This window comes from Acinetobacter lwoffii (assembly GCF_029024105.1).
In the GTDB taxonomy this organism is placed as follows: domain Bacteria; phylum Pseudomonadota; class Gammaproteobacteria; order Pseudomonadales; family Moraxellaceae; genus Acinetobacter; species Acinetobacter lwoffii.
In genome coordinates, this window is record NZ_CP118963.1 from 1822341 (window position 1) to 1846385 (window position 24045).

General features: G+C 42.9%; 16 protein-coding genes and 1 pseudogene. 16 read left to right on the plus strand and 1 reads right to left on the minus strand.

Features of this window, described 5'->3' with window-relative positions; genetic code table 11:
* Positions 1–96: 96 nt before the first annotated feature.
* From prmA to PYW33_RS08845, 7 genes are all read left to right on the plus strand, one after another.
* Positions 97–1002 carry a 50S ribosomal protein L11 methyltransferase gene (prmA, locus tag PYW33_RS08815; protein ID WP_004646702.1) on the plus strand — a complete coding sequence of 302 codons (906 nt, stop codon included), beginning with the start codon at positions 97–99 and terminating at the stop codon, positions 1000–1002.
* A gap of 15 nt (positions 1003–1017) precedes the next feature.
* Positions 1018–1896 carry a DUF3426 domain-containing protein gene (locus tag PYW33_RS08820; RefSeq protein ID WP_004646701.1) on the plus strand — a complete coding sequence of 293 codons (879 nt, stop codon included), beginning with the start codon at positions 1018–1020 and terminating at the stop codon, positions 1894–1896.
* A gap of 398 nt (positions 1897–2294) precedes the next feature.
* The gene (gene fis, locus PYW33_RS08825) at positions 2295–2564 is read left to right on the plus strand and encodes a DNA-binding transcriptional regulator Fis (protein WP_001086304.1); all 270 of its coding nucleotides are present in this window, start codon (positions 2295–2297) and stop codon (positions 2562–2564) included.
* 95 nt (positions 2565–2659) lie between these two features.
* Positions 2660–4234, plus strand: coding sequence for a bifunctional phosphoribosylaminoimidazolecarboxamide formyltransferase/IMP cyclohydrolase (gene purH, locus PYW33_RS08830; RefSeq protein ID WP_004646700.1), 1575 nt, complete (start codon positions 2660–2662; stop codon positions 4232–4234).
* 140 nt (positions 4235–4374) lie between these two features.
* Positions 4375–5658: a phosphoribosylamine--glycine ligase gene (purD, locus tag PYW33_RS08835; RefSeq protein ID WP_004646699.1), complete on the plus strand. Its 1284-nt coding sequence runs from the start codon at positions 4375–4377 to the stop codon at positions 5656–5658.
* A gap of 118 nt (positions 5659–5776) precedes the next feature.
* A complete protein-coding gene (locus PYW33_RS08840) occupies positions 5777–7519 on the plus strand; it encodes a DUF262 domain-containing protein (protein WP_004646698.1) in 1743 nt (580 codons plus the stop codon).
* Positions 7520–7561: 42 nt separating this feature from the next.
* Entirely contained in the window at positions 7562–8119 is a 558-nt protein-coding gene (locus PYW33_RS08845; protein ID WP_004646697.1) for a GNAT family N-acetyltransferase, read from the plus strand.
* Positions 8120–8265: 146 nt separating this feature from the next.
* Here PYW33_RS08845 and PYW33_RS08850 read toward each other — a convergent pair.
* Positions 8266–9031 (minus strand): annotated as a pseudogene (locus tag PYW33_RS08850) (IS5-like element ISAba31 family transposase).
* A 550-nt stretch (positions 9032–9581) separates the two neighbouring features.
* Here PYW33_RS08850 and PYW33_RS08855 point away from each other — a divergent pair.
* From PYW33_RS08855 to mutS, 9 genes are all read left to right on the plus strand, one after another.
* On the plus strand, positions 9582–10457 hold the full coding sequence (locus PYW33_RS08855) for a MetQ/NlpA family ABC transporter substrate-binding protein (protein WP_004646695.1): 876 nt from the start codon (positions 9582–9584) through the stop codon (positions 10455–10457).
* Positions 10458–10533: 76 nt separating this feature from the next.
* Positions 10534–11559, plus strand: a complete 1026-nt coding sequence (locus tag PYW33_RS08860; RefSeq protein ID WP_004646694.1) for a methionine ABC transporter ATP-binding protein — start codon at positions 10534–10536, stop codon at positions 11557–11559.
* Positions 11556–12251, plus strand: coding sequence for a methionine ABC transporter permease (locus tag PYW33_RS08865; protein ID WP_004646692.1), 696 nt, complete (start codon positions 11556–11558; stop codon positions 12249–12251). The genes PYW33_RS08860 and PYW33_RS08865 overlap by 4 nt, the downstream gene beginning before the upstream one ends.
* 357 nt (positions 12252–12608) lie before the next feature.
* Positions 12609–16181, plus strand: coding sequence for a DNA polymerase III subunit alpha (dnaE, locus tag PYW33_RS08870; protein WP_004646691.1), 3573 nt, complete (start codon positions 12609–12611; stop codon positions 16179–16181).
* Positions 16182–16218: 37 nt separating this feature from the next.
* The gene (locus tag PYW33_RS08875) at positions 16219–17067 is read left to right on the plus strand and encodes an RNA methyltransferase (RefSeq protein WP_004646690.1); all 849 of its coding nucleotides are present in this window, start codon (positions 16219–16221) and stop codon (positions 17065–17067) included.
* Complete coding sequence (gene cysE / locus PYW33_RS08880; RefSeq protein ID WP_004279928.1) at positions 17067–17876, plus strand: serine O-acetyltransferase; 810 nt, start codon at positions 17067–17069, stop codon at positions 17874–17876. The genes PYW33_RS08875 and cysE overlap by 1 nt, the downstream gene beginning before the upstream one ends.
* A gap of 117 nt (positions 17877–17993) precedes the next feature.
* On the plus strand, positions 17994–18944 hold the full coding sequence (locus PYW33_RS08885) for an ABUW_2363 family tetratricopeptide repeat lipoprotein (RefSeq protein ID WP_004646689.1): 951 nt from the start codon (positions 17994–17996) through the stop codon (positions 18942–18944).
* 120 nt (positions 18945–19064) lie between these two features.
* Complete coding sequence (locus PYW33_RS08890) at positions 19065–21071, plus strand: esterase/lipase family protein (RefSeq protein WP_034606007.1); 2007 nt, start codon at positions 19065–19067, stop codon at positions 21069–21071.
* A 335-nt stretch (positions 21072–21406) separates the two neighbouring features.
* Entirely contained in the window at positions 21407–24040 is a 2634-nt protein-coding gene (gene mutS, locus PYW33_RS08895) for a DNA mismatch repair protein MutS (RefSeq protein ID WP_004646687.1), read from the plus strand.
* The last annotated feature ends 5 nt before the right edge of the window (positions 24041–24045 follow it).

Genomic DNA, 24045 nt, shown 5'->3' on the forward strand with positions numbered 1-24045 from the left:
ATCCTTTTTATTTTGGGAATGGATCAAGAAGATAGCAGCGTTGAGTCTGAACTTCCGTTACAATAGCTTTTTGAAAAATGTATAAAGGTTATTTCTGTGAAGTGGTTACAAATTCATATTACGGTTGAACAGGCTCAGGTTGATTTTACTGAGACATTACTCAGCTCGCTAGGCGCAGTGAGTGTGACTTTGGATGATGCTGAAAACCAGGATTTGCTGGAACCACTTCCAGGTGAAACACCACTCTGGAATAAAGTGATTGTGACCGGTATTTATGCGCAGGAAGAAGGCGAAGAAATTGATGTTACCGCACTAGAAACCTTTATTCGTGCACAAATGCCAGATGCTCCGATCCGTCATGAACTGATTGAAGATCAGGCTTGGGAACGCACCTGGATGGATGCCTATGAGCCAATTCAGATTGCTGATAAATACTGGATCGTACCCGAATGGATGGAAGCACCTGATGCCGATGCGGTAAACATCAAGCTTGATCCAGGTCTGGCTTTCGGAACAGGCAACCACGCTTCAACTTTCCTGTGCTTACAATGGCTCGGCAAGATTGATGTGAAAGATAAAATTGTCATCGATTATGGCTGTGGCTCAGGTATTCTCGCGGTAGCTGCACTGCTATTAGGTGCGAAAAAAGCATATGCTACTGATATCGACCCACAAGCTGTACTGGCGACTCAGCAAAACGCTGAACTGAATGGCGTACTGGACAAACTTTATGTCGGACTGCCAGAAGAATTTAGAGATGAGCTCGGCAATACCAAAGCTGACGTATTTGTTGCCAATATTCTGGCAGCACCACTGATGATGCTGGCTCCCGAGTTCGCAACTTTAATCAAATCTGAGGGACAGTTCGCACTTGCGGGTGTTATTGAAGAGCAAGTTGCTGATGTTACTAGCATTTACTCAAATTATTTTGATATATTAGAGGTAGAAAAACGAGATGAGCACTGGTGCCGTATCTCGGGTAAACGCCATAAGAACGAATGAGCCTATAAATAATCCATGAGTGACAAAAGAACCCATTGCCCTACCTGTTCCACCACCTATAAGGTCACAGTTGCTCAACTCACCGTTGCGCAGGGAATGGTTTGCTGTCCTAAATGTACCACCTCATTTAATGCCTTATCGCATTTGGTGACCGAAACCCGGAATTCGGTCACTGCCTCAATGTCTCACGCTCAATCAAACTCCAGCGAATTCAGCAAAACTAATGCTCAAAATAACTCAGGTGTTTATCACACGGATCAGCAGCACCATCGTCATAGCCTGCTACAGATTTTTGATCAAAAAGTTGAACATTCCAATATTGACCTGGAAACCTATTTAAATAACCTGAATTATTTCAGTACCGAGCCGATTTCAGTCCTGCCGAGCATGAATTGGGAAGATCAGGCAGAAAAACAAACCAAACGTGGGCCAATGTACTATATAGGCTGGAGTTTACTTAATCTGTCGCTGTTCAGCCTGCTGCTGTTTCAATTTTTCTGGTTCAATCCGCAATACATCAAAAACAGTCACGTCATGAGTCTGGCCTTTAACAGTGCTTGTGAAGTGTTTAATTGTTCCAATCTGGAAAAATACTACACACTAATTCAGGTTAATAAAGTCAAAATCAAGGCAACCGGTAATAATGAAGCTGAGTTTAGCGGTGAGCTGATTAATTTTCATGACCGTAGTCTGGCTTTACCAATTTTAAGAATCAATCTGGAACATCGCGGTGAAGTGATTGCAACTTATAACCTGTCCTCCGAAGAGTACCTGATTGAAAGTCTGGTCAATATTCAGCGCATCCCAAAAAACAGCCCGTTTAAATTCAAATTTAAGCTTCCAGTCGATCGTAAAAGCTTTGATCGCTATACTTTGGAAATAATTCGCCCCTAATCTGCTGAGAAAGCATTAAAAAATTAAAAAAAGTTAAAAAAAATGCAGTTTTCTTGCTCACTTTTGCTTAGACAATGGTATGATACGCGCCACGAAAGCTATGTGCTGCAACTCCTCGCGACTTTTTCACAACAAATACAGTCTTGCCTAATGCGCTATAAAATTTATTGCGTATCGTGCAGATTTTTTTGTTTTGATTTTGGTCAGTAACAAAACTTTAACTATTGTTACGCTTATTTTTCGACCAAATCGCAGAGATGTGTCAAGCTACAGGCTCAATGTAATGACTAAGTTTTAGAACTTCCGTTTTAGGATCTAAAATGGAGTTCATTTCAATTTCTAGACCACTTTTATATATCACTTTACCCAAGTGATATTTGTTTTTCGGATTAATTCGCATGAATAGCAAATCTCCTATTTTTACTGCACAATCTGATGTTGCTTTACGTATCCACGTAGATCGCGCAGTTCGCCACTATTTTGCACAACTGCAGGGCGAGCAACCATCTCAGGTATACGACATGGTGCTAGCAGAAATGGAGAAACCTCTTCTATCTGTAGTTCTAGAATATACACGTGGTAACCAAACACGTGCTGCCGAGATCCTCGGACTCAACCGTGGTACTTTACGTAAAAAGTTAAAAGCTCACGGTTTAATGAGTGAATAAATGATAAAATGCTTGCGGCTTCCGCAGGCATTTTTTTTAACCTGTAAATTGCTGATTTTGTTTTATTCTGTTCCTTGAAAACTGTGACGAAGATCATGACTATTAAACGCGCTTTAATCTCTGTGTCTGACAAGACTGGTATTGTTGAATTTGCACAAGAACTTGCTGCTCTAGGGGTAGAAATTTTATCTACAGGTGGTACCTACAAATTGTTGAAAGACAATAATGTGGCTGTAGTTGAAGTTTCGGAGCATACAGGTTTTCCAGAGATGATGGACGGCCGTGTAAAAACACTACATCCAAAAATTCATGGGGGTATCCTGGCTCGTCGTGGTCTAGACGAAGCTGTGATGGCTGAACACAACATTGATGCTATTGATTTAGTCGTTGTAAACCTTTATCCATTTGCTGCAACGGTAGCCAAACCAAACTGTTCACTTGCTGATGCTATCGAAAACATCGACATCGGTGGTCCTACCATGGTTCGTGCTGCAGCAAAAAACCATGCATCTGTAGGTATCATCGTAAATGCTTCTGACTATGCAACTGTCGTTGCCGAGCTTAAAGCTGAGGGTGCTTTATCTCATGCAACTCGTTTTGACCTAGCAGTAAAAGCATTTGAACATACTGCTCAATATGACGGCATGATCGCATCTTACTTAGGCGCTCGCGTAGGTAAAGAAGAAGGTCAGGCAGACAAATTTGCACGTACTTTCAATACTCAATTGAACAAAGTTCAAGACCTTCGTTACGGTGAGAACCCGCATCAAGCTGCTGCATTCTATGTAGAAGACACAGCGACTGAAGCTTCTGTTTCAACAGCGAAACAGCTTCAAGGTAAAGAACTCTCTTATAACAACATCGCAGATACTGATGCAGCACTTGAATGTGTGAAATCATTTGCGAAGCCTGCTTGTGTGATCGTTAAACACGCGAACCCATGTGGCGTTGCAGTTTCTCTAGACGGTATTCAAGCAGCTTATGATCTTGCGTATGCAACAGATCCTGAATCTGCATTCGGTGGCATCATTGCATTCAACCGTGAATTAGACGTTGCAACTGCACAAGCCATTGTTGATCGTCAATTCGTTGAAGTGATCATTGCACCGAGTGTTGCTGAAGGCGTTCTTGAAGTAACAGGTGCGAAGAAAAATGTACGTGTACTTGTATGTGGCGAACTCCCAGCAATCGATGCGCGTCAATCGCAACTTGACTACAAACGCGTAAACGGCGGTTTGTTAGTTCAAGATCAAGACTTGGGCATGATCACTAAAGATGACCTTAAAGTTGTGACCAAACGTGCGCCGACTGAACAAGAAATTGATGACATGATCTTCGCTTGGAAAGTGGCGAAATACGTAAAATCTAACGCGATTGTGTATGCTAAAAACCGTCAAACCATTGGTGTCGGCGCTGGCCAAATGAGCCGTGTAAACTCTGCCCGTATTGCTGCAATCAAAGCTGAACATGCTGGTTTAGTGGTTGAAGGTGCGGTAATGGCATCTGACGCATTCTTCCCATTCCGTGATGGTATTGATAACGCTGCCAAAGCAGGTATCAAATGCATTATTCAACCGGGTGGTTCTATGCGTGATGAAGAAACAATTGCAGCAGCTGACGAAGCTGGTATTGCAATGGTCTTCACTGGTATGCGTCACTTCCGTCATTAATAGACACATGAAGATTCATTTAATTTTTTAAATCCTCCCTAGCCCTCCTTTTCTAAGGAGGGTTTTGTACGTCAAGTACTGCAAAAATGGGATTCTCCTTTTGGAGATGTGGGGATTTCTTTTAAACAGGATTATAAAAGATGAACGTTTTAGTTTTGGGTAATGGCGGTCGTGAACATGCATTGGCATGGAAAATCGCGCAAGATGACAAAGTCGCAAAAGTATTTGTAGCACCAGGTAATGCAGGTACTGCAACAGAAAATAAATGCGAAAATGTTGCCTTAAATATTTTAGACAACGCTGCAATTATCGACTTTGCAAAAAACAATGCGGTTGATTTAGTGGTTGTTGGTCCTGAAGCACCACTTGTAAATGGTGTTGTAAATGCATGCCGTGAAGCTGGCGTTAAAATTTGGGGTCCAACTCAATTTGCTGCACAGCTTGAAGGCTCTAAGGCTTTTGCCAAGCACTTCTTAAAACGCCACAACATTCCAACAGCATTCTATGATGTGTTCACTGAAGTAGATGCTGCGAAAGCATTTGTTGAGAAAAATGGTGCGCCAATCGTGATTAAGGCTGACGGTCTTGCTGCAGGTAAAGGCGTAATCGTTGCAATGACCAATCAAGAAGCATTCGATGCGATTGACGACATGCTTGCAGGCAACAAATTTGGTGATGCAGGTTCTCGTGTTGTGATCGAAGAATTCCTTGCGGGTGAAGAAGCATCTTTCATTTGTATGATTGATGGCGACAACATCTTGCCGATGGCAACTTCTCAAGACCATAAACGTATTTTTGAAGGCGACCAAGGTCCGAACACTGGCGGTATGGGTGCTTACTCTCCTGCTCCTGTTGTGACGGCTGACGTATTTGAAAAAACCATGAAAGAAGTGATGCGTCCGACTGTTGACGGCATGAAAGCAGATGGTCATGTTTACACAGGTTTCTTATACGCAGGCTTGATGATTGATGAACAAGGTCAACCTAAAGTGATCGAGTTTAACTGCCGTTTTGGTGACCCTGAAACTCAACCGATCATGATGCGTTTAAAATCATCTTTGGTAGATCTCGTTGAAGCTGGTATTGCAGGTAACTTACCTGCTGAAGCTGAATGGGATGAGCGCAAGACTGTTGGTATCGTTTTAGCGTCGAAAGGTTACCCAGAAACTTCAAGCAATGGTGATGTAATTTCAGGTTTAGACACTGAAATGACTGATGCGAAAGTGTTCCATGCAGGTACTAAAGCCAATGAAAATGGTGACATCGTTACTGCTGGTGGTCGTGTGCTTTGCGTAACTGCGCTTGGTAACACGATTGGTGAAGCACAAGAAAAAGCGTTAGAGCTTTGCGAAAAAGTGACATTCGACGGCGTTCAATATCGTAAAGATATTGGTTACCGTGCGATTGCGCGTGAAAATGCTTAATCTGAATTTAGATTAATTAAAAAACCCCCGATTCGTTCGGGGTTTTTCTATAATATGCATGATAATGAATAGATTACATAAAATTATGCACCAATAAAATTGAGGGGTTGGGGGGCTTATGTCTAAACTTAATGTTGACCAAAAAACAGTTTACGAACTTTTTTCAGATAAACGTGCAGATTTTTTAATACCTGATTATCAGCGACCTTATGCATGGGATGAAGAGCAATGCCAAACCTTATGGGATGATATTTTTAATTTTGCTTTTCCAGACAATAATGCAGACCAATTTGATGATAGAAAAGATGAATATTTTTTAGGCTCCATTGTCACATATAAAAATGATAACGATCAATCCGAAGTAATTGATGGACAACAACGACTCACAACTTTGATGTTACTTCTAAGAGCTTTTTTTGACAAATTTACCAATATGCAAGATCAAAGCTCTAAGTCAACACGGCAACGCATTGAGAAATGCATTTGGAAAACGGATACTTTTGGTGAAGCCATCAAGACAGAGTTAAAAATTGATTCTGAAGTAGCTACCGATGATGATAAAGAAGAATTTTTAAAACTACTAAGAACAGGCTCTATTCAAGTAAATAGTGAAAATAAATATGTAAAAAATTATCAATTTTTTCAAAAGAGAATCGATAGTTTTTTACAAAACTTTCCAAGCTATTTCGCTTACTTACCCGCTCGTATTTTAGGAAATTGCATCCTATTACCTATCGAAGCGGATTCACAAGATACTGCTTTACGTATTTTCTCAACCCTAAACGATCGTGGTCTACCTTTATCCGATGCAGATATTTTTAAAGCTCAATTTTATAAATTCTATACGAAATTAGGCAAAAAGGATGATTTCATTGAGGAATGGAAAAACCTTGAAAAAGTTTGTAATGATATTTTTACACATAGCACAACTACACCAATGGATGAATTATTCACGCGCTATATGTATTACTTACGAGCACTTGAAGGTAATAAAAGCACATCGACCGAAGCTTTGAGAAAGTTTTATGAGCGTAACAAATATCAATATCTTAATTCAGAAAACACAATGCTGGACTTAAAAAAACTAGCAGCTTTCTGGCAGAGTATCAAAATTCAAGATAATTCAAAATTTTCTAATGAAGTTCTAAAAAAACTCTACATACTAAATTATGCTCCCAATGGTATGTGGCAAAATTTGGTTTCCACCTATTTTTTACATTTTAAGGATCACAAAAATTTACTAGATAATGAGTTATTTCTCCAATTTCTAAATAAAATTACTGCATTTATATATACATATGCTATTACAAATCCTGGAGTTAATGCACTCAGAACTCCTGCTTTTGATGAAATGGTTAATCTAGTCAACAACAATGATGTCTCATTTTCAAAATATAGATTTGATGAAACTCATACTAGAACCTTATTTGAAACTTATAAATTCACAAATCAACGCAGTATTACTCGTTCCATACTCACGTGGTATGCCTTCACATTGAAAAACCAACCATTGCTTAACCTTAATGAAAGCTTCCATATAGAACATATCTTTGCTAAAAAACGTTATCAAATGGAACAAGGACTTGAGAAAGTTGAACATCTTGAATTGCTAGGGAATAAAATATTACTTGAGGAAAGTATAAACATTAGGGCTTCTGATTATCGTTTTGAAGATAAACAAAAAATTTATAGTGGTGAAGTACGTAGAGGCAGTTACTCAAAACCGAGCCAAATTGATGAAATATCTCTACTGATTCAAAAAAATAAATTTGATGAAGAAGACATTATTAGTCGTAATAATCTAATTTTAGATGCATTCTTTCAATATCTAAGAGCTGAAGACTTATTACTTGCAAATTAATTTATTATAACCCGCTATAGCGGGTTTTTATTTGTGAAATCTATGATTAGCTATATCCAAACCCCTCGCCTGATCCTGCGCCAATGTCAAGACTCTGACATAGCTCCATTTATCCAAATGTGTGCAGATAAAGAGGTCATGCGCTACTTCCCTAAAAATCTCGATGCGACTGAGGCAACTGCTTTTCTTGAACGTATCCGCACAGATATCGAAAAACGCGGTTGGGGAGCCTTTGCCGTAGAATTGAAAACCACAGGCGAATTTATCGGATCTATTGGCTTACACGTGCATCCACCTGAGCTTAAAATTGCTGATGCCCCTGAAATTGGCTGGCGCTTGCTACCACAATACTGGAATCAAGGCTATGCCACTGAAGGGGCCAAAGCGGTACTGAAATATGCCTTTAGAACTCTACGACTCGAGAAAGTCATTTCTTTTACTGCATGCGTCAACACGCCCTCAGAACGTGTCATGCAAAACATTAGCTTAGAAAAAGTAGGAGAGTTTGACCATCCGCTTGTACCTGCCGATCATATCTTGTGTAGACACGTACTCTATGAAAAACAGCGTTCAGATTATCTGCATATTCCCTTCTGTTAAAACAAGCTTGCAGTATCATGACCTAAGAAAACCAAGATCAGATACTGACTCGCTTAGTTAATAGAAAGGAAAGATTTATCTCGTTAATACTCGAATTTTCTTCATTTTCCAAAAAATCAGATATTCTATATAGGGTCTGTTGACATTTACTGTTCATAATTAACCCTATAAAGGTAGCCATAAAAATATACAGGCTAAAGCAACAGAACTTTGATAATTTCTTTTGAGCTTGTCATATCGAGTAGCTATTCCTCTAAATTGCTTTAATCTACAAAACATATTTTCAACTAAATGCCTGATTTTATATAAATACCAGTCCATATGATCATTGTTCGATTGGCTATTTGTTTTCTTTGGTATATTCGCTTTAGTCCCTGTTTTCCTGATCTGTTCACGCAGTGGTTCTGAATCATAGCCTTTATCTGCACATACCACTTTTGTCTCTTTTAAATCTAATGTTGATATTAAATCAGGTGCAACTTTAACATCATGTGTGGTTCCATCGGTAATCATGAAATCAATAGGATTGCCATGTGCATCAACAATCAAATGTATTTTTGAGGAGTTTCCTCCTACACTTTTAGAAATAGATTGATTCGCTATGCCGGCAGAATGTTGATGAGCAAGTACATGAGAGCCATCAATAAAAATCCACTCCATATCGGGGCATGAGGCTAGTAATTTGAATAATCTAAGTAACTTACCGCTGCTTGACCAACGATTAAAACGTTTGAAAATAGAGTTTGAATGACCAAAACAACAAGGAATATCTCGCCACGGACAGCCTGTTCTAATTCTATAGAGAATAGCTTCAATAAAATTGCGTAAATTTGAGTTGTGGTGAATGGATAAATTACGCAGAATAACTTTCAACTTTTGCCAGTGTTGATCTGTCAGCATGGTACGAGGCATAGCGAATAGTAAAATTGGGTTTGGCGATTTGATTTTACTACTTCGCTATTTTTTTAAGCTAAAAGTGTCAACACACCCTATTTATCTATATGCATTTTTTATATTTCTATCTTACAAAATCTTATAAAGATCACTATTTAAACACATCCATTAAAACTATATTTTCAATATAAATAATATATTGTTTTAATTAATATTTTCTTTAAAAGATCTTTTTTTATATTCGCCTAAAGAGATAAGTAAAGCTTTTTTATCCAGTATATTGAATATAGATTTATTGCTATGATATCCGCAACTTCAGAGCACATAAACCTTGGCATGTACTTATGAAATATCTATTTTCTCTCTCCAAAATAGATTAAGTACATCAGATTTGGGCTGCCTCTGACTTGATCAAGTTCACCAGAACTGTTGCTGCACGCTTGCATCTTCCGATCTCAAGCCCTCCTCAGCAATGATCAATCCACCTACTTAGATCGTAATAAAACTCTTATTTAACACGATTTAAAAATGCTTATACTTTAGGCAAGAATAGAATTAGGACAATTTCATGAAAAAGTTACTTGGCGTTATCTTAAGTGCCTCTGTATTGACTTTAACTGGGTGTGGTAAACAAGAAGCGCCTGCCACTGATGCAGCGCAAAGCAAAGATGCTAATGGTCTTCAAACTGTAACTATGGCTTCGACCGGTTCAGATGTAGACGTATGGCGTTATATCGCGACCCTGCCTGAAACCAAAGCAGCCGGTATCAAACTTGATGTGAAAAATTTTACTGACTATGTGTCAATGAACACGGCAGTAGCCAACAAAGAAATTGATGTGAATGCATTCCAGTCTTATGCCTATATGGTGGCTTACAACGATGCCAACACAGCCAAAATTGTACCTCTATCTACCACTTATTTAGAGCCAATGGGTATTTACTCAAGCAAAGTGAAATCTTTAAACGAGTTTAAAACTGGTGCAACCATTGCTATTCCTAACGACGGCGCAAACGAATCACGTGCATTATTACTTTTACAATCAGCAGGCCTAGTTAAATTAAAAGCTGGTTTTGACAATGTCAAAGGTACAACTTCTGATGTGACCGAAAATGCAAAACAAATCGTGATTAAGCCAATTCAAATGGCGACTGCAGTACGTGTAAAAGATGAAGTTGATGCGATTGTGCTGGGCAATACCCTGGCAATGGAAGGTGGTTTAAACGTATTGAAAGATGCGATTTACTATGAGCCAATCGATCAAAGCACAAAAATGAATGTCAACGTATTAGCTGTTGCAGCAGACCGTCAAAACGATCCAGTCCTGCAAAAAGTGGGTGCGTTGTATCATACGCCAGCAGTAAAAGCATATGTTGATGAACATTTTGGTGGTACGAAAGTTGCGGTAAACAAACCTGTGACGTATTTAACTGAATCAAAATAGTACTATAATAGACTTTTAGAACAGGCAAGGACGATTTCTTGCCTGTTTTTTTATCCGTGATGCAGTTTTTGACACTATGATTGAATTTAAAGATATTTCAAAACAGTATGAGCTTAAGGGTCAAACCTTGCATGCCTTGAATCAGATTAATCTTCAGATTCCAACCGGCAGTATTTTTGGCATCATCGGTTATAGTGGTGCCGGTAAAAGCACCCTCATCCGTCTGATCAACCTGCTTGAGCGCCCAAGCTCAGGCCGGATTATCATTAACGGAACAGATTTTACCGCACTGGATGCCAAAGCATTGCGTCAAGAACGTGCCAGCATCGGCATGATTTTCCAGCATTTCAATTTAATGCAAACCAAAACCGTGGCAGCCAATATCGAAATGCCCATGAAACTCCTAGGCTGGAGCAAGGCAGAACGGGAAAAGCGCCTCGAAGAATTATTAGACTTTATTGACCTGAAACATAAACGTCATGCTTTTCCAGATGAATTGTCTGGCGGTCAAAAGCAGCGTGTTGGTATTGCCCGTGCCCTTGCCAATCATCCAAAAATTTTACTCTGTGATGAAGCGACTTCTGCACTTGATCCACAAACCACCAAATCTGTTCTACAGCTACTTAAAAAAATTAATGAAGAACAAGGCATCACCATTGTTATGGTTACCCATGAAATGGATGTAATTGAAACCGTGTGTGATTATGTCGCCGTGATGGAAAAAGGTGATGTGATTGAAACCGGCAGTACCTTACAAATATTCAGTCAGCCCCAGCACCCGACGACCAAGAGTTTTATTCAGACCGTATTACAGCAGCATTTACCAGTCAATATTCTGAATAATCTGGAAAACCAGAATCACAACAGTATTTATTGCCTGAAATTCCTTGGTAGCTCGGCACAGGAAACCGTGATTCAAGCGGTGATTAAACAGTTTGATATCAGTTTAAATATTCTGTTTGCCAATATGACCGAAATTAATGGCACGGTGATTGGCCAGATGTTTATTCAGCTACTGGGTGATGCACAAGAAATTCAAGCAGCAATAAAATTCCTTGAACAACACGGCGTACAAGTCGATCAGGCGGGAGTACAGGCATGAGAGATTTGATTGTACAGTGGCTGACGACGATCACTGCACCGTTCTGGAAAAGCTCCCTGTCGATAGATCAGTTCGTGACAGCGCTACAAGAAACCTTTCATATGGTGTTCTTCGCGATGCTGTTTGGCTGTATCTGGGGCTTTATTCAGGCGATTACTCTACTGGTGACCCGTCAGAATGGGATTCTGCCGAATCGTGTGATTTATCACGGTCTCAATCCGATTGTGAATGCGCTACGTTCATTGCCATTTATTATCTTGCTGATTGCGGTGATTCCACTGACCAAGTTAATTGTCGGCACATCGATTGGGACCTGGGCAGCGATTGTTCCATTGACCATTTATGTCGGCCCATACATTGGTCGCCTGATTGAAACATCTTTGCTTGAAGTGAATGAAGGTATTATCGAATCTGCCCAAGCGATGGGCGCGACGCCAATGCAAATTATCTTTAAGTTTATTCTGCCGGAAGCGCGTAGCTCACTGATTCTAAACTTGACTACTGCTACCATCAGTTTGATTGGTGCAACGGCAATGGCCGGTGCTGTCGGTGCGGGTGGTATTGGTGACTTAGCGATTTCTTATGGTTATCAGCGTTTTGATACCTCTGTAGTCATCATGACGGTGATTGTATTACTGATTCTAGTGCAGATTGTACAAAGCCTCGGTGACTGGTTATCCCGACTTCGTTAAGCTAGTTTTTATGTATGAATAAAGCCCTCTAAAAAGAGGGTTTTATTGTTTTTAATACTTACGATCCCTTTCTCATTATTTCAAAGTAAAGTCCTGCAACTATTTGATACGTGCCACGGCGACAGGAAGTCGCCCGTTGATTTGTGGCACATGGAAGTGCCATCAGATCAACAAAGGGGTTTTGTTACTTTTGTCCCGTCAAAAGTAAAAGAAAATATCTTCTAACAACTAACTAAATAATCAGCTTAAAAAATCAAATTCAAACTTGACCTAAAAGTTAGCCATTTCCCCTCAATTTCAAACTGAAACAATAAATCCCATGTTAAACTATTCAATGGTTTTAGCAGGGACTCATCTATGCACTTTGTTCATCTTGGTATTCATACAGAATTTTCGATTACTGAATCCATCGTACGGATACCTGACTTGGTCAAAGCTGCCGAAGAAGAACAGATGCCTGCCCTTGCGCTCACGGATCTTTCTAACCTGCATGCTGCCGTCAAGTTCTATGGCAAATGCCTGGGCAAAGGCATCAAGCCGATTCTGGGTTCCGAAATTCGCCTGAATGATGCCGAACATCGCATGACCTTATTGGCCATGACCAATACCGGCTGGCGTAACCTGACGGAACTGGTATCTGAAGGCTTTATCAGTGGCCAGCAACTGGATATTCCCTGCGTTCAAAAACAATGGATTTTAAATCAGCCTGAGGACATGATTGCCCTGCTCGGCATGCATTCCGATGTCGGCAAAATGCTGATGAGTTCAAATCCGCAAAAAGCGGAACCGCTGCTAGAAGAATGGGTCGAAAAATTTGGTAATCGTGTTTATCTTGCCCTGACCCGTACCAATCGTCCGGATGAAGATAACTTTATTCTGGAAGCCGTTAAGCTGGCAAAAAAATACAATATCGGTGTGGTCGCACATAATGATGTGCATTTCATGACCCGTGAAGATTATGAAGCGCATGAAGCACGGGTATGTATTGCAGATGGTTATGTGCTTGGTGACAACCGCCGCCCTAAAACCTATTCACCTGAACAATATTTCAAATCTGCTGAAGAAATGACGGCGCTGTTCTCGGATATTCCATCTGCGATTGAGAACACCTATCACATTGCCAAACGCTGTAATGTGACGCTGCAACTGGGCAAATACTTCCTGCCTGATTATCCGATTCCTGAAGGTCATACCATTGATACCTTCTTTGCACACTTGTCCAAAGAAGGTCTGGAAGAACGCCTGAATTTCCTGTATCCGCCTGAACAACGTGATGAAGACTGGCCAGAAATCCGCAAGCCTTATGATGAGCGTATCGAATACGAGATTAACATCATTAACTCGATGGGATTCCCGGGCTACTTCCTGATCGTGATGGACTTCATTCAGTGGTCGAAAAGTAACGGCGTTCCGGTCGGTCCGGGCCGTGGTTCGGGTGCAGGTTCACTGGTCGCCTATAGCTTAAAAATTACCGATCTTGACCCGCTGCGTTATGAACTGCTGTTCGAACGTTTCCTGAACCCGGAACGTGTTTCGATGCCCGACTTCGACGTCGATTTCTGTATCGCAGGCCGTGACCGCGTGATTGACTATGTAGCACGTACCTATGGCCGTGATGCGGTCTCCCAGATTGCAACATTCGGTACCATGGCGGCCAAAGGTGCGATTCGTGATGTTGCCCGCGTTTTGGGTAAATCTTATGGCTTGGCGGATCGTATCTCGAAAATGATTCCGACCAAGCCTTTAGGTCTAAGCCTGCTTGAGTCACTAGAAGCTGAACCCCAGCTTAAAGATATCGTCACCAATCCATCCAATCCAGACCATGACGATGCAGCCGAAATCTGGGAAATGGCACTGAAACTGGAAGGTATTACCCGAAACACCGGTAAACACGCCGGTGGTGTGGTGATCTCGCCAACCAAAATTACCGATTTCTCTGCGGTCATGTGTGATGCCGATGGTACCGGACGCGTGGCACAGTTCGATAAAGACGATGTCGAATCTGCAGGTCTGGTGAAGTTTGACTTCTTGGGTTTGCGTAACCTGACGGTGATTGAAGATGCGGTTAAAAATATCAATAAACGCATCAAAGCGGATAAACCTTTAGATATTGCTTATATCCCGCTTGAAGATAAAGACGCATATCTGGTCTTTGCTAATGCCAACACCACCGCGGTATTCCAGTTTGAATCCGTGGGCATGAAGAAGATGCTGAAAGAGGCACGCCCGAGCAAGTTTGAAGAAATTATTGCCTTCGTATCGCTGTACCGTCCAGGCCCGATGGATCTGATTCCTGACTTTATCCACCGGATGCATGGTGGCGATTTTGAATATCTGCATCCATTGCTTGAAGGCGTGCTAGAACCCACCTACGGGATTATGGTGTATCAGGAACAGGTAATGCAGGCTGCACAGTACTGTGCCGGCTATACCCTTGGTGGCGCGGACTTGTTACGTCGTGCCATGGGTAAGAAAAAACCGGAAGAAATGGTCAAACAGCGCCAGATTTTTATTGAAGGTGCATCGAAAAAAGACATTGATGAAGCCACGGCCAACCATATCTTCGACTATATGGAAAAGTTCGCCGGCTATGGTTTTAACAAATCGCATGCTGCTGCCTATGCTTTGGTTGCCTACCAAACTGCATGGCTGAAAGCACATTATCCGGCGGAATTCCTGTCTGCGGTATTGACCTCGGAGATGCAGAACACCGACAACGTGGTATTCCTGATTGATGACTGTCGCAAGAACAATCTGGAAGTTTTGCCGCCGTCAGTGAATATGTCGCTGTATCAATTCCATGCTATCGATGAGCAAACCATTGTCTATGGTCTGGGGGCGATTAAAGGCGTTGGTGAAGCGGCGATGCAGTCTGTGATTGACTCGCGTGCACAAGAAGGTCCATTCCGTGACTTGTTTGATTTCTGTCATCGTATTGACCTGAAAAAAATCAATAAGCGTACTCTAGAAGCACTGATTCGTTCAGGTGCACTGGATTGCTTGGGAATTGACCGTGCCGACCTGATGGCGCAACTGCCTGAAGCGGTTCAAGCTGCGGAACAGGCACGTTCCAATCGTGAAACCGGCATCATGGACCTGTTTGGCGAAGTTGAAGAAGTTCAGCGCAAGCCATCTAAGCCAGTCAAACCTTGGGCAGATGAAGTTCGCCTGAAAGGTGAGAAAGACACGCTTGGCCTGTATTTAACCGGCCACCCGATTGATGTGTATCGCAATGAACTAAAAGCCTTTGTGCCTAGTCAGATCAATGAGCTGACGCCGACCCGCCGTGGCGTGACCACCGTGTTTGCAGGATTGGTGGTGGATATTGCCAACTTTCCGAACCGGATGATGATGACACTGGATGATGGTACGGCACGGATTGAGATTTCAGCCAATCACGAACGCTTCAACCGCTTTAAAGAGATTATCCAGCTCGATAAAGTGGTGGTGATTGAAGGTGAAATTTATGAGCGTGAAGGCTTTGACCGTCCGATGGGACGCCTCACCAAAGCATTTAGCCTGAATGAAATTCGTCAGAAACGTGCCAATAGCATCAAGATTACTCTCACAGCCGAGCATTTCAGCAAGAGCTTGAGCCGTGACCTGCAGCAGATTCTGACTCCTTATTGTAATGTCGATATGTCAGCACATATTCCGGTGATTCTGTATCTGGACTATCCGTATGCCACGACTGAACTGCATCTGGGTCTCAACTGGAAAGTTGCCCCACTGGATGAGCTCTTAGCCAAATTGCGTGATTATTTTGGTAAAGAAGCCTTGCATATTGAGTATCAGGTCAAGTCCAAAGCTGCCAAAGCCGTGTCCTATGAACAGGCCAAGCCGGTGGATATTCCTCCGCCGCCTGCGGGCATGAGCATGGATGATGCACTGGAGCTGTATCAGGCTGAATCCCAGCCGCAATATTCATAAATCCTGATCTTTAAAACACCTTAAAATTGGAATCCTCATGAGTCAAATTGACAATGCTGCTGTTTCAGCACATCTCTCCCATGTGCGTATTGTCATGGTCAATACCACTTTACCTGCCAATATCGGCAGTGCCTTACGTGCCATGAAAACCATGGGCTTGTCTAAGCTGGTTCTGGTGGCACCGAAAACCTATCCGCATCCGGATATTGACGCGCTGGCCGCGGGTGCAACTGACCTGATCGAGCAGATCGAGATTGTAGAAACCCTTGAAGATGCCATTAAAGACTGTCAGATTGTATTCGGTACCAGCGCACGTAGCCGTACCATTCCCTGGCCGCTGTTAGATGTGCGCCCTGCCGCTGAAAAAGCCATGTCCGCCGTGGTACAAAATCAGCAGGAAGTCGCGATTCTATTTGGCCGTGAAGACCGTGGTCTGACCAATGAAGAACTGGCGATGGCCAATTATCATCTGACTATTCCTGTGAATACTGATTATGGCGTACTGAATGTAGCTCAGGCGATTCAGGTGATCTGCTATGAGATGCGCATGGCAACGATGAGTCAAATTGAACAGCCACGTGATGCTAAAGCGACCATGCAAGTCATTGATGGTATTGAAATGGAATGGGATGAACCTTTAGTCAATCATGCGCAGATGGAACAGTTCTATCCGCACTTGGAAAAAATGCTGGCAGAAATTGAATTTATGGATCCAAAAAATCCAAGATTATTGCCTTTACGCTTGCGTCGTCTCTTCGGACGTATACAATTAGATCGTATGGAATATCACTTACTTCGTGGTATTTTCAGCCGTGTTCAGGCATTGAATAACGGTACCTGGAAAAAATCTTCACACACATCATCACAGGACGAGGATCAAATCTAATGCTAAAACAGCTCAAAGAAGATATACAAGCTGTCTTTGCGCGCGATCCTGCAGCACGCAATACCTTAGAAGTCTTAACCACTTACCCTGGCATTCATGCGCTGATCATGCATCGCATGGCACATGAGCTATGGAACAAAGACTGTAAAGGAACTGCGCGTGCGTTGTCTTCGTTTAGCCGGTTTGCCACGGGCATTGAAATCCATCCGGGTGCAAAAATTGGCCGCCGTTTCTTTATCGATCACGGTATGGGTGTCGTAATTGGCGAAACTGCTGAAATTGGCGATGATGTCACCCTTTATCACGGTGTGACTTTGGGTGGAACGACCTGGAATAAAGGTAAACGTCATCCAACGCTAGAAGATGGCGTGGTAGTCGGTGCTGGTGCCAAGATTCTTGGGCCATTTACCGTAGGTAAAAATGCCAAAGTCGGTTCTAATGCGGTCGTTACCAAAGCGGTTCCTGAAAACGCCACAGCTGTGGGCAACCCGGCACGTTTTATTACCAAAGACAAACCCAAAGATGATGCTGAAGCCCGTCGTCGTGACTATGCCGAAAGTATCGGTTTCCAGCCCTATGCCGCGACTGAAGATCAGTCTGATCCGATTTTAGAAGGTATGCGGATTCTGCTGGATCGCATTCAGCAAAATGAAAAACGCATGAACAACTTGTGCAATCGTCTTTCTTTGTTAGATCCGACCTTTAACAAGCAGCAACAGGATGGCCAGCCTTTGAGCAAAAAAGAGTTGGAGATTCTGGAAGAAGCGCGCCGTGAATGTGAAGCGCAAACCAGCCAATCCAAGGCCTGAATATCACACTTCACTCTGTAACACGGGTTTACTTGCATGATCGTTATAGTTTTCATAGACTGACGATCATGCAATTTTTGAATAGATGTTTTAAAAATAACAGAATGGATGACTATTATGACCTTTAAGCCCTTGGCACTTGCTTGCTTAGCATTCACAATTACTGCGTGTTCAACCACTCCTCAGAAATCTGCTGAGAAACCTGTAGATCAAGTGGTTTTTGTAGAGCCTGAACTGAGCCCACCATTTTATGCTTTAAATCCATTCAATTATAATGAACCACCTGAATTTGAAGTGCATTTGAAAAAAGCTGCAGCGCAGCCTGTAACCAAGATGGTGGTGACGGATCCTAATGATCCATCCAAGCAACTGACCCTGGATGTGAATAAACTGATTATTCCAGTGGTAGATAGCAATACACGTGCAATGCGTTATGCAGCACTTGCCAATTCAAATGAAATCGATATCACCGAAATTGACGATTTCCTGCAAATGGTCGAAGGTAAGGCACGTCATTATCCACCACGTTTCAGCGATCGTCAGGAACGCCGTGGTTTTGAAGCCAAATTGCGTGAAGTCACCCGACAACTGGATACTTTAGCGGCCCGTCCAAATGCCTCTTTTGATGTGTTGATGCGTGCTTTTAAAGCCAGCGTGATGGCACGTAACCTGGATCTGGGTTCAGTTTATACCACCAATTCCCTGACCTATGCCCAGCGTATTCTCAAAATTAACCCGGATGATCCTGAAGTCAACTTCTGGTTTGGTTTTGGTCTGTCTGAAGGCGGTGGTCAACGTGAAGCCATCGCTTATCTGGACAAAGCCATGAAAGCTGGCGTTCAGGAGGCTTATCTTTCTGCAGCCAATAACTATATTGCATTAGAACAGAAAAAAAATGCCACTCAAACCTTGGCGAACTATAAGGTGAAATATCCGCAAGAAGCTGAAGTAGCCGACCGTCTGATTCAGGAAATTGAAAAAAATGGCCGCTGGAATGTTTGGCAAATTCTGCAAACATCAACACCCGCTCCGGCTACAGACCCAGCAACAGCACCGGTAACCCCATAATCAAGATTCACTTCAATTTGATTACAAATAGACTGCTACGGCGGTCTATTTTTATGGGAAAAAATTAGTAAAATACAAAACATTATCCCGCTTTATAACTTGAATTCAGTGAAAAGTTTTATGCACGAAAAAATAAATAAAAGATTAATGCTGTGCACTTTACTCATCACCAGCGTACTCAGCGGCTGTCAGGTGGTCAGTGTTAAGGAACAGGCGATTAATGTCACGCTGAACAATGAGCGTGACAGCATCTTGACCCGCGACAAGCTTAGCGAAGCCAGTCTGAATGTGTTGTCCATGACAGGTCGTGAAGCTCAGATCTGTATTGATCAGCCCGAAGAATGTGTGGAAGATCTGAAAAGTATTCCCCAGATTTTAGATGAACAATTGCTTTCTACAGCAAGTGAATTATATCTAGCCAACTCCTTACAAAATGCCAAGTCTGCCGAATGCAACACCGGTGTTTTAAACAAAACCCGATCACCGGAAAAACAGCAACAACACAAGCAGAATATCCAGAAATGTCTGGATCAGCAGCTCACTATGCTGGATAAAAGCATTCGTTATAGCTATGCCTATCTATTTAAAACCGAGCGTGCGCCGCAAGAGCGTATTTTTGATAACCGCCAGGTTCAGATTCGTGACTTTTATAACCTGGCGATTGCCCATCTGATTCAACGCTATGCTGAACGTTATAAAACCAAACAGTCCGGCCAGCGCATTCAGGTCGGTGATAGTGTATATACCATTGATCTGGAAAATTTTCCGCAGCTGAAAAACCAGACCATTGAACAGCTGATGTCCACCTATAACATGAACTTTTCCGGCCTGCGTTCTATCACCCGCCGTGATGGTTTTGGTTCAGAATTTTTAGTGGTCTTACCTGAAGCACAGCAAACCGAGCAGGATAAAAAATATATTGTCGATCCGCTCAAGCACAACTATCCAAATGGTATCAATCCAAACATTCATTCAGCCCGCTATCTGGCGACCACCATTACCGCTGTACCCAAATCCGCGAATTCGACGGAACAGATTTTATCTACTTCAGAGTTTCACCTGAAACTGTATGATCCTTATAAGCATAAAAAGATTAAGGTGGCTTCGAAAGAATATGCGCTAGCCGCCAACTTTTCCGCACCTTACGGTTTATGGCTGGCCGAGAACAATCTGGGGCGTTTAGCCTATCTGACGCTGATTAATCGCGAAGACAGTCTGAGCATGCCGCACCTGTACATGCTGGAACCTTATAATCCGGACAAGAAAGTGCTGGTATTGATTCATGGCCTGGCCAGTAGTCCTGAAGCCTGGATTCGTCTGACCAACGACATTATGGGTGATCCGGTATTAAGAGAAAATTTCCAGGTCTGGCAGGTATTTTATTCTACTAATATGCCGATTCTGGAAAGCCGTTTTCAAATTAATGCACTGGTTCAGCAAGGCTTTGCCCGGGTTGCGAACAATGCGCCAGCCAAAAAAGATGCGGTACTGGTCGGACACAGTATGGGAGGTGTAATTGCCCGTTTAATGGTCAGTCAGGCCGATATTACCCAAGATGCATTCAAGCTGGTACAAAATACCCGCATTGCCCAGTTTAAAGATAACCCGTTATTTAAAGCACGCCTGCAAATGCAGCCTATTCCGAACTTTAGCCGAGCCATTTTCTTAGCGACACCGCATCGTGGAACGGAATATGCCGACCGCTGGCACACCAAACTGGCCCGTAAAATTATCCGTATACCGGGCGCATTTTTGGGTGCCTTTGCCGATACCCTGCAAGGTGAGATCGGGTTAAACGAGTTTGTCAAAGAACTGGGGCATGACCTGATTCAAAATGGCCCAAGCGATCTGAGTGAAAATTCAAAATTCACGGCGTTGACCCAGGATATTCAGCCTTCTAAAGATATCAAATTTCACTCGATTATCGGCAATACCGTAGATACGCAAGACACCAAGCTCATGAGCGATGATATCGTTTCATATGAGAGTGCTTACCTAAATGGTGCTGTATCTAGCAAAGTCATTAAGGGTGGCCATTCGATTCAGGAAACGCCTGAAGCCGTACTGGAATTACGCCGGATTCTCAGATTACATCTGACCGATCTTGGTCTTTATGATCCGGAATAAACTATCGTCTTGATTGAGACTTGCCACCGCATGTTCGCATCCGGTGGTTTATTTTTTAAAATTGCAAATAATGCTGAATAAGAAGCCATAGCGACAGATCTGAGCGCTGACTTAAAGATTCATCTGGAATTTCATTTCTTTCTAAAAATTAAATTTGATAGACTTGCTGCAATACAGCTTTAAAGCTGAATTGAATCAGCAGATTCATTTCACATTTTCGATCTCCTGTGCTCAACCATGTTGGATTGGCCTGATTGAAAATGTGCTTTAAATTTTCCTGCATAGCCTATTGAGCAGTATTTGCATTTATCTCTTGTTGAAAGGATTTATTTTTAATGACCAGTTCAGAAATTATGGCTGATCTTTCTACCTTAACGCCCATGATGCAGCAATACATGTCGGTGAAAATGCAGCATCCGCATTCTTTGATGTTTTATCGTATGGGTGATTTTTATGAACTGTTCTTTGAAGATGCACACAAGGCAGCCAAGATTTTAGGCATTACCCTGACCCATCGTGGTAAAGCCAATGGTCAGCCAATTCCTATGGCGGGCGTGCCTTATCATGCAGCCGAAGGTTATCTGGCACGTCTGGTCAAAAAAGGCGAAACCGTGGTGATCTGCGAGCAGATCGGTGAAGTCACTGGCAAAGGACCGGTTGAGCGTGGTGTAGTTCGGATTATTACGCCGGGCACCCTGACCGATGATGCCATGCTCGGTGCACATCAAAGCTCGAATCTGGTGGCTTTGTGTATTCAACAGAATCAGATTGGCATTGCACTTCTCGATCTCAGCGCCGGCCTATTTAAAGTCCAGCAGCAGGATTATGATCTTAACCAGCTCATGATTGAACTGGCGCGTTTGATGCCAAGCGAAATTCTGCTGGATGAAAGTATCACTGATCCAACATTGACCGAACAACTCAAACAGCAACTGGATATCTCGGTCACCAAACGTCCCGATGTCGACTTCAACCTGAACAATGCGCAAAAAACCTTATGCGACCAGTTTGCTGTCAGCACGCTTTCAGGTTTCGGCATTGATCATTTACCTTTGGCTAAAGCAGCGGCTGCGGCACTGATTCACTATGCAAAAGAAACCCAGAAAACTGCGTTACCGCATATCCGCACGATTCAGCTAGAACAAAGTTCAGATTTTATTGCTTTGGATCCGGTGACACGCCGCAATCTGGAGCTGATTGAGCCTTTATTTGAACATGGGACGTCCTTATTTCAGCTAATCAATGATTGCCAGACTGCTATGGGTGGACGCCTGCTTAGTCGCACCCTGATGCAACCTTTACGCGATACTGCACTGCTGGATGAGCGCCTGGATGCCATTCAAGCATTACTTCAAGGTTTCCACGAAGTGCCTGTACGTCTGGTTCTAAAAGAGATTAGCGATATTGAACGTGTGCTGAGCCGTATTGCGCTTGGCAGTGCCCGTCCACGTGATCTGGTACAACTGCGTCAGGCCTGTGCGCAAATTCCATTTTTACGCCATGCCCTGCAACCGATTGTCAGTCAGCAACAGTCCAAACTTTTAGTACAACTCAATGAAGAGCTAGGCGACTTCCATGGTCTGCATCAACGTCTGATGTCCGCCATTGTGCAAAACCCGCCCGTCCTGCTTCGTGATGGTAATGTCATTGCCGAAGGTTTTGACAGTGAACTGGATGAATTGCGTCAGATTCGTGATCATGCCAGCCAGTTCCTGATTGATCTGGAAATTAAAGAGCGTGAACAAAGCGGAATTCCGGGACTGAAAATTGGCTACAACCGCGTCAGTGGCTATTATATTGAACTGACCCGCGCACAGGCCGAACAAGCACCCGAGCATTATATTCGCCGGCAAACCCTGAAAAATGCCGAACGCTACATCACCCCTGAACTAAAAGCATTTGAAGACAAAGTCTTATCTAGCGAATCGCGTGCTTTGGCCCGTGAGAAAATGCTGTTTGAAATGCTGCTGGATGAACTGCGTCAGGATATCGGCAATTTACAGATGATGAGCAGCGCCATAGCCCAGATTGATCTGATTGCGAATTTTGCCCATCAGGCGCGTTTACGCAACTGGTCGCGTCCAAAATTCAGTCCTGAAGTTGGTGTAAGTATCACTGCTGGTCGGCATCCGGTGGTAGAAGCCCTCAGTAAATCGGCCTTTACTCCGAACGATATGCGACTGGATTTTTCCCATCGGATGGCCATCATTACCGGCCCGAATATGGGTGGTAAATCTACATTTATGCGCCAGACTGCATTGATCGTACTCTTGGCTTATTGTGGCGCTTATGTTCCAGCGCAAGCTGCAACCCTAGGCCCTGTAGATCGTGTCTTCACCCGTATTGGCTCTGCCGATGATTTATCGACAGGCAAATCGACTTTTATGGTGGAAATGACCGAAACCTCGCAAATCCTGCATCATGCCACCAGTCATTCTTTGGTACTGATGGATGAAGTTGGCCGTGGAACCAGTACCTATGATGGCTTGTCGCTGGCTTGGGCCTGTGTGCTAGATCTAACGAAACGCATTCAATGTTTGTGTTTATTCGCCACGCATTATTTCGAACTGACTGAACTGGATAAGGAAAGTGGCATTAACAACTACCATGTCACGGCCAAAGAGCTGAATGGCAATCTGATTTTATTGCATAAAGTACAACATGGCCCGGCCAGTCAGAGTCATGGCTTGCAGGTTGCCAAACTGGCAGGCATTCCAGCTGCAGTGATTAAAGAAGCGCAAAACCGCTTAAAGATTCTGGAAAAACAGCATCAGGCCAAGCCACTGAGCCCGCAGCATGATCTGTTTGCAATGCCTGAAGTTATGGAGCCTATAGAACGTATCATCGAAATTGAGAAAGAATCGCCTGCACTGGACTTACTCGAAGATATTGATGTAGATAGTTTAACTCCGCGTGAAGCCTTGCAGCAGTTATATGCGCTCAAAGACCTGATCAAACAGTCAAGTTAATTCTC

Excerpts from the sequence above, each read along its gene's own strand:
- PYW33_RS08840 (WP_004646698.1), top strand. The coding sequence starts at position 5,777 with ATGTCTAAACTTAATGTTGACCAAAAAACAGTTTACGAACTTTTTTCA.
- PYW33_RS08865 (WP_004646692.1), top strand. The coding sequence starts at position 11,556 with ATGAGAGATTTGATTGTACAGTGGCTGACGACGATCACTGCACCGTTC.
- cysE (WP_004279928.1), top strand. The coding sequence starts at position 17,067 with ATGCTAAAACAGCTCAAAGAAGATATACAAGCTGTCTTTGCGCGCGAT.
- purD (WP_004646699.1), top strand. The coding sequence starts at position 4,375 with ATGAACGTTTTAGTTTTGGGTAATGGCGGTCGTGAACATGCATTGGCA.
- PYW33_RS08885 (WP_004646689.1), top strand. The coding sequence starts at position 17,994 with ATGACCTTTAAGCCCTTGGCACTTGCTTGCTTAGCATTCACAATTACT.
- purH (WP_004646700.1), top strand. The coding sequence starts at position 2,660 with ATGACTATTAAACGCGCTTTAATCTCTGTGTCTGACAAGACTGGTATT.
- PYW33_RS08845 (WP_004646697.1), top strand. The coding sequence starts at position 7,562 with ATGATTAGCTATATCCAAACCCCTCGCCTGATCCTGCGCCAATGTCAA.
- dnaE (WP_004646691.1), top strand. The coding sequence starts at position 12,609 with ATGCACTTTGTTCATCTTGGTATTCATACAGAATTTTCGATTACTGAA.
- mutS (WP_004646687.1), top strand. The coding sequence starts at position 21,407 with ATGACCAGTTCAGAAATTATGGCTGATCTTTCTACCTTAACGCCCATG.
- PYW33_RS08890 (WP_034606007.1), top strand. The coding sequence starts at position 19,065 with ATGCACGAAAAAATAAATAAAAGATTAATGCTGTGCACTTTACTCATC.
- PYW33_RS08820 (WP_004646701.1), top strand. The coding sequence starts at position 1,018 with ATGAGTGACAAAAGAACCCATTGCCCTACCTGTTCCACCACCTATAAG.
- fis (WP_001086304.1), top strand. The coding sequence starts at position 2,295 with ATGAATAGCAAATCTCCTATTTTTACTGCACAATCTGATGTTGCTTTA.
- PYW33_RS08855 (WP_004646695.1), top strand. The coding sequence starts at position 9,582 with ATGAAAAAGTTACTTGGCGTTATCTTAAGTGCCTCTGTATTGACTTTA.
- PYW33_RS08860 (WP_004646694.1), top strand. The coding sequence starts at position 10,534 with ATGATTGAATTTAAAGATATTTCAAAACAGTATGAGCTTAAGGGTCAA.
- PYW33_RS08875 (WP_004646690.1), top strand. The coding sequence starts at position 16,219 with ATGAGTCAAATTGACAATGCTGCTGTTTCAGCACATCTCTCCCATGTG.